Annotated in this window: 8 protein-coding genes; 4 read left to right on the top strand and 4 right to left on the bottom strand. The window is 66.1% G+C overall.

The window, feature by feature from the left end; translation table 11 throughout:
• Positions 1-94: 94 nt before the first annotated feature.
• Genes bcp through tyrS form a run of 3 tightly spaced genes read right to left on the bottom strand, consistent with a single transcriptional unit; the run spans position 95 to position 2,255 of the window.
• Entirely contained in the window at positions 95-562 is a 468-nt protein-coding gene (gene bcp, locus IWC96_RS06425; RefSeq protein WP_021697139.1) for a thioredoxin-dependent thiol peroxidase, read from the bottom strand.
• On the bottom strand, positions 552-908 hold the full coding sequence (locus IWC96_RS06430; protein WP_021697138.1) for a GIY-YIG nuclease family protein: 357 nt from the start codon (positions 906-908) through the stop codon (positions 552-554). The genes bcp and IWC96_RS06430 overlap by 11 nt, the downstream gene beginning before the upstream one ends.
• 51 nt (positions 909-959) lie before the next feature.
• The gene (gene tyrS, locus IWC96_RS06435) at positions 960-2,255 is read right to left on the bottom strand and encodes a tyrosine--tRNA ligase (RefSeq protein ID WP_196838601.1); all 1,296 of its coding nucleotides are present in this window, start codon (positions 2,253-2,255) and stop codon (positions 960-962) included.
• Positions 2,256-2,537: 282 nt separating this feature from the next.
• On the opposite strand from tyrS, the gene IWC96_RS06440 reads away from it, so the two are divergent.
• Positions 2,538-2,993 (top strand): DOMON-like domain-containing protein, encoded by a 456-nt coding sequence (locus IWC96_RS06440; RefSeq protein WP_242397110.1) that lies wholly within the window; start codon positions 2,538-2,540, stop codon positions 2,991-2,993.
• A complete protein-coding gene (locus tag IWC96_RS06445; protein WP_196838602.1) occupies positions 2,990-4,192 on the top strand; it encodes an exo-beta-N-acetylmuramidase NamZ domain-containing protein in 1,203 nt (400 codons plus the stop codon). The genes IWC96_RS06440 and IWC96_RS06445 overlap by 4 nt, the downstream gene beginning before the upstream one ends.
• A gap of 3 nt (positions 4,193-4,195) precedes the next feature.
• Here the strand turns inward: IWC96_RS06445 and IWC96_RS06450 are convergent, their stop codons facing one another.
• The gene (locus IWC96_RS06450) at positions 4,196-5,479 is read right to left on the bottom strand and encodes an NAD(P)/FAD-dependent oxidoreductase (protein WP_021697134.1); all 1,284 of its coding nucleotides are present in this window, start codon (positions 5,477-5,479) and stop codon (positions 4,196-4,198) included.
• Positions 5,480-5,670: 191 nt separating this feature from the next.
• Here IWC96_RS06450 and tatA point away from each other — a divergent pair, with 191 nt between their 5' ends.
• Together tatA and tatB are read left to right on the top strand one after the other, a co-directional pair.
• On the top strand, positions 5,671-5,889 hold the full coding sequence (tatA, locus tag IWC96_RS06455; RefSeq protein WP_021697133.1) for a twin-arginine translocase TatA/TatE family subunit: 219 nt from the start codon (positions 5,671-5,673) through the stop codon (positions 5,887-5,889).
• Positions 5,890-5,924: 35 nt separating this feature from the next.
• A partial coding sequence (gene tatB / locus IWC96_RS06460; protein ID WP_196838603.1) for a Sec-independent protein translocase protein TatB occupies positions 5,925-6,264 on the top strand: 340 nt, incomplete at its 3' end.

The raw sequence follows: 6,264 nt of genomic DNA on the forward strand, positions 1-6,264 counted from the left end.
CTGCTGCGTGTATTTCAGCGAATCTGGACTGGGGTATCGTCGCTATTCCAGCCATTATGAACGCTGACCATGACGACCGTATAAAGGGCGGCGCCTAAGCCCCCTTAACCGCGTCCAGCACCGCTTGGGCGTGGCCGGGCACCTTCACCTTGCGCCAGACCCGCCGCACCTTCCCCTCGGGATCGATCAGGAAGGTCGCCCGTTCGATGCCCATGAACTTGCGGCCGTACAGCATCTTCTCGCCCCACACGCCGTAGCGCTCGCACACGTCGCCGCCGTCGTCGGACGCCAGGGTGACGTTCAGCTCGTGCTTGTCCTTGAACCGGTCCAGCTTCTTCACCGGGTCCTTGGACACCCCCACCACCACGGCGTTGACGCGTCCGAACGCCGTCTTCAGCGCCGAGAAATCCTTGCTCTCGTTGGTGCAGCCGGGCGTGTCCGCCTTGGGATAGAAATACAGCGCCACCCACTGACCCTTCAGCCCGTCCAGGCTCACCTGGCCGCCGTTGTCCGTGGCCATGTCGAATGCGGGGGCTTCCGAGCCTTCGAGGTTATCCGTCATTTTTTACTCCGCTCATCCCCGCGCACGCGGGGACCCAGTCCGACGCATCCTTGAGATCGCCGAGGCGCACCTCATCATACAGGTCACGCCAGTCGGGATTGTTCTCTTCTATCATCTGCACCTTCCAGCGCCGCTTCCATTTCTTGATTTGCCGCTCACGACGGAAAGCGCCGTCTCGGGAGTCATGAACCTCGAACCAGACCAGCTGATCCACGCCATACTGTGCCGTGAACCCTTGGAATGTCTTCGCCTTGTGTTGGCTGACGCGAGCGATGAGATCGTCGGTCGAGCCGGTGTAGAGTGTGCCGTTTCTGCGGCTGGCCAGGGTGTAGGTGTAGAAGGCCACGATCCAGCCTGCTCCGATCTGGGTCCCCGCGTGCGCGGGGATGAGCGGAATTTAGATGGGTTTCACGAGCACGATCTGGCCACGCTTGCCAAGCTTCACCTTGAATGCCCCAACATCGGTATCCACATCGTCGAGACCGAACAACTGGCCCGGATCCTTGATGAGATTGTCATTGATCCAGACGCCCTCATTCTGAATTTTCTTCCGAGCCTGTCCAGTCGAAGGTGACAGCTCGGAAGCCTTGAGAAGGGCTTCCGCCTGTCGCTTCTGGAAGGGACCGCCATGCCGTTCCTGTTCCTCCGGTGTCCCGGCCCAGATGAACTCCCGGGTCGGCAGATCGGTTGTCGCGTGACCCTTCTCGAATGCCTCTTCTGATGTCGTGCGTGCTTTCAGCGCTTCGTCAGCCCCGTGCAGCATCGTCGTCGCGGCGTCGGCCAGGGCCTTCTTCCCCTCATTGATCCCGGCGCCCTCCAGGGCCTCGAGCCGCGCGATCTCATCCAGCGGCATGTCGGTGAACAGACGCAGGAACCGGCCCACGTCGGCGTCGTCCACGTTCCGCCAGAACTGCCAGTAGTCATAGGGGCTCAATTGCTCGGCGTTCAGCCATACTGCGCCCTGGGCGGTCTTGCCCATCTTGCCGCCGGACGCCGTGGTGAGCAGCGGGGTGGTCAGGCCGAAGGCCGACTTCTGATCCATCCGGCGCACCAGATCGACGCCGGAGGTGATGTTGCCCCACTGATCCGATCCGCCCATCTGCAGCGTCACGTTCAGGCGGCGGTTCAGCTCCAGGAAGTCCACCGACTGCATCAGCATGTAGTTGAACTCGAGGAAGGTCATCGGCTGTTCCCGTTCCAGCCGCAGCTTGACCGAGTCGAAGGCCAGCATCCGGTTGATGGTGAACTGCGTGCCGTACTCGCGCAGGAATTCCACATAGCCGAACTTCGACAGCCACTCGTCGTTGTCGATCATGACCGCGTCGGTCGGACCGTCGCCGAAGGTCAGGAATTTCTCGAACACCGTGCGGATGCTGGCGATATTGGCGGCGATGTCAGCGTCGGTCAGCTGGGGGCGCGAGGCGTCCTTGCCGGTGGGGTCGCCCACCTTGGTGGTGCCGCCGCCCATGACCACTACAGGCCGGTGCCCCGCCTGCTGCAGTCGACGCAGCATCATGATCTGGATCAGCGATCCCACGTGCAGCGACGGCGCCGTCGCGTCGAATCCGATGTAGCCGGTGACCACGCCCGACGCCGCCGCCGCATCCAGTTCGACCGGATGGGTGATCTGGTGGATATAGCCGCGCTCGGACAGCGTCGTGAGAAAATCGGACTTGAAGGCGTGATCGGTCATGTTCGAAGCGGCTTGAGCATAGGGGAGCAGGGCCTGTAGCACGACGCGCCCGCATCTTTGAAGGTAATGAGTTTTCACCCCCCTGTTTCAGGGCATGTTAAATTGGGCGGCTGGAGCGTGCGCCCCCCATCTGAGACAGGGACCGCCGAACCGGGGGAGGGGATCATTTCAGACTATTCGGACTATTCAGACCCTGTTTTTTCCGGCCCGGAGTCTGAAATCACAGTCGCGCTGGTCCCGCACCCGTCAACGCCGTCGGCAGGGCGGCAGGTCCAGGTCCAGGTGCGCCGCAGGGGCGGCGTCCTCAGCCTCGAATACCGGGTGACCGGTCTGATCGCCGCCCTGCGCCTGCCCGAGCCCTCGGGGCGGGCGCGGGCCGACGGCCTGTGGCGCACCACCTGTTTCGAGGCGTTCGCCGGCCGTAGCGAGGGCTATGCGGAATACAATCTTTCGCCCTCCGGCGCCTGGGCGGCCTATGGCTTCGACGCCTACCGCGAGGGCATGGCGCCGCTTGAGCAGCCCGCGCCGATCATCGTGACGCGCCAGACGCCCGAGACCGTCGTCCTCACCGCTGATGTCGTTCTGCCGCCCGACGCCGACGGCCGGATCGGGCTGACGGCGGTGATCGAGACCCTGGACGGCGCGACCAGCTACTGGGCGCTGGCGCATCCGGCGGAAAAGCCCGACTTTCACCATCCCGACTCATTCATCCTGATCTTGCCCGAGACCTCCGCATGAAATTCGGCCTCGACCGCCTGCTGTCCGATCCCGACCTGCGCCGCGACCTGAAGGGGCGGCGCGTGGCGCTGCTGGCGCACCCGGCCTCGGTGACGGCGGACCTGACCCATGCGGTGGACGCCCTGGCGGCCTGTGACGACATCACGCTGACGGCCCTGTTCGGCCCGCAGCACGGCATGAAGGGCGATCTCCAGGACAACATGATGGAGAGCCCGGACTACCGCGACCCGGTCCACGGCGTTCCGGTGTTCAGCCTCTATGGCGAGGTCCGTCGTCCCAAGGACGAATGGATGGAGACCTTCGACGTCATCCTGATCGACCTTCAGGATCTGGGTTGCCGCATCTACACCTACGTCACCACATTACTCTATGTGCTTGAAGCTGCGCAGAAACATGGCAAGTCCGTGTGGGTTCTGGACCGCCCCAATCCGGCCGGGCGGCCGGTGGAAGGGCTGACGCTTCGTCCCGGCTGGGAGAGCTTCGTGGGCGCCGGCCCCATCCCCATGCGCCACGGCCTGACCATGGGCGAGCTGGGCCAGTGGTTCATCCATCACTTCAGGATCGACGTGGATTATCATGTCATCACAATGGAAAACTGGTCGCCGGATCAGGCTCCGGGGTGCGGCTGGCCGCTGCTGGAGCGCGCCTGGGTGAACCCCAGCCCCAATGCGCCGAACCTCTCCATGGCCCGGGCCTATGCGGGCACCGTCATGCTGGAGGGCGCGACCCTGTCCGAAGGCCGGGGCACCACGCGTCCGCTCGAGCTGTTCGGCGCCCCCGACATCGACGCCCGCGCCGTGATCGCCGAGATGCAGGCCCTGGCCCCCGACTGGCTGGGCGGCTGCGTGTTGCGCGACATGTGGTTCGAGCCCACCTTCCACAAGCATGTCGGCAAGCTGTGCAGCGGGGTCCAGATCCACGTGGACGGCCCGCACTACGACCACGCCGCCTTCCGCCCGTGGCGGGTCCAGGCCCTCGGTTTCAAGGCCATCCGCCGCCTCTGGCCTGACTATGACCTGTGGCGGGACTTCCCCTATGAGTACGCCTTCGGAAAGCTGCCTGTTGACGTCATCAACGGCGGTCCTTCCTTACGCGAATGGGTCGATGACCCCGCCGCCACGCCCGCCGATCTGGACGCGCTGACCACGCCGGACGAGGCTGCGTGGACCGAGGAACGGCGCCCCTTCCTGCTGTACTGAGGCTCAGTGCAGCTTGAGCCGGCCCGAGATGCGGTTGTGCACCAGCCGGGCCAGCGCCAGCACCGCCGTCCGCACCGGCCCCAGAATGCGCCGGTGATGGTCCAGGTGCAGGGACATATAGGCCCAGCGCGCCGTCAGCCCCTCGATGAAGAACCGGTCGCCCAGCAGCCCGCCCATCAACGACCCCGCCGCCTCGTCGTCCCCCAGGGCCACCAGCGACCCCCGGTCGCGATAGACGAAGCTCCTCCCGCCCACCCGGCCCTGAGCATCCGCCAGCAGGGCGTCTGTCAGGTAGTCCGCCTGCTGGGCCGCGGCCTGGGCTCGGGCGGGCAGGGGGCGGCCGTTCGCGCCCGGCGTCTCGGCGCAGTCGCCCATGGCCCAAATCCCCGGCGCCGAGGTGCGCAGGCGGTCGTCGGTGACGAACTGGTTCAGCTTGCCCGTCTTCAGGCCAAAGGCCGTGTTCCGTTCGTCCGCCTTCACCCCCGCGGCCCAGACGACCAGGTCCGCCGGAACCGGGCCCTGCGACGTGTCCAGCCCGTCGGCGCGCACCCGCTCCACCTTCGCCTCGGTCATGACCCGCACGCCCTTCTGGGCCAGTGCGGCGGACGCCTGATCAGCCACCCGCTCGGGCAGGCCGCCCAGGATGCGCGGCGCCATTTCGACGATCGTGACCTCCAGCCGGAACTGCTGGTCGTGGGCCAGGGCCTCCTGAAACGCGTCATGGGCCTCCAGCAGTTCGGCGGCCAGCTCCACCCCCGTCGCGCCCGCCCCGACGATGGCGATCCTCAGCACGCGCTCATCGGAAAAAGCCGTGGCCATGAAGGCGGTGGTCAGGCGCTTCTGGAATTCCCGGGCGTCGTCGGTGTCCTCCAGCATCCGGGCGTGCTCGGCGGCCCCGGGCGTGCCGAACAGGTTCGATCCGCTGCCGGTGGCCAGCACCAGCCGCTCGAACCCGACGACCCGCTCCGGCACGATCACCCGCCCATCCTCGTCGCGCATGTCCGTCAGGGTCAGGCGTTTCGCGTCCGGATCCAGGGCCGCCATGTCGCCCAGGCTGAATTTGAAATGATTGCGGCGCGCCAGCATCGGGTAGGACAACCCCTCCTGGTGCGCATCAAGCGTGCCCGCCGCGATCTCGTGCAGGCTGGGTTTCCAGATGTGAAGCGGAGTCCGGTCGATCAGCAGCACCCGGCGCGGCCCCTGCCGCCGCCCCAGCCTGCGGCCCAGTTGCGCCGCCAGCAACAGCCCGCCGGCGCCGCCGCCGACAATCACGAAATCCGCATGCATTGAGGCCCCCGTTGTCCGCTTGTCTCAGGCCATTTAACGCACGCCTCGCCGGTCGGTGCGATCCGAACCGGGATAATATGCCGCGACCGTGCGATGGATTTCTTGGCTTGCCCCCGGCCGATGCCCTATATGGTCGCCTGTAGTTCGCGTCGGCATACCGCCGCCGCTTTCGGATTCAGAGACGAGACCTCATGCAGCCCGGCATCTGGCAGATAATCATCATCGCGGTCATCGTGCTGCTGCTCTTCGGCGGCCGTGGCAAACTGTCCGGCCTGATGGGCGACGCCGCCAAGGGCATCCGCGCCTTCAAGGACGGTCTGTCCGGCGGCGACGATGACAAGAAGTCGAACGAGACCCCGGCCGGCGCCCTGCCGCGCACCGAGGCCGAAAAAGACGAAGCTCCGCGCTGACCGCGTTCGCGGAGAAGGCTTGATTCATGGGCGGTCTGGGCCCCGGCATCGGCGCCACCGAACTTCTGGTGATCGGCATCATCGCGCTGCTCGTGGTGGGACCGAAGGACTTGCCGCTTCTCATGCGGCGGGTGGGTCAGTTCATGGGCAAGGCGCGCAGCATGGCCGCCGATTTCCGCGCCAGCTTTGACGAGATGGCGCGCCAGTCCGAGCTGGACGAGCTCCGCAAGGAGGTCGAAGCCCTGCGCACCGGCCAGATGGCCAAGCCCCTGGGCGCCGAGACCGAAGCCACCTTCCGCCAGATCAGCGACGACCTGAACAAGCCGGTCGTGCCCACCAGCTACGGCGCTTCCGATCCCCCCGCCCAGCCCGCGC

The sequence above is a fragment of the Brevundimonas sp. BAL450 genome, from assembly GCF_015767455.1.
GTDB lineage: Bacteria > Pseudomonadota > Alphaproteobacteria > Caulobacterales > Caulobacteraceae > Brevundimonas > Brevundimonas abyssalis.

Bases quoted from the DNA above. Each gene is read 5' to 3' on its own strand.
- bcp (WP_021697139.1), bottom strand. From the start codon at position 562: ATGACGGATAACCTCGAAGGCTCGGAAGCCCCCGCATTCGACATGGCC.
- tyrS (WP_196838601.1), bottom strand. From the start codon at position 2,255: ATGACCGATCACGCCTTCAAGTCCGATTTTCTCACGACGCTGTCCGAG.
- IWC96_RS06445 (WP_196838602.1), top strand. From the start codon at position 2,990: ATGAAATTCGGCCTCGACCGCCTGCTGTCCGATCCCGACCTGCGCCGC.
- IWC96_RS06450 (WP_021697134.1), bottom strand. From the start codon at position 5,479: ATGCATGCGGATTTCGTGATTGTCGGCGGCGGCGCCGGCGGGCTGTTG.
- tatA (WP_021697133.1), top strand. From the start codon at position 5,671: ATGCAGCCCGGCATCTGGCAGATAATCATCATCGCGGTCATCGTGCTG.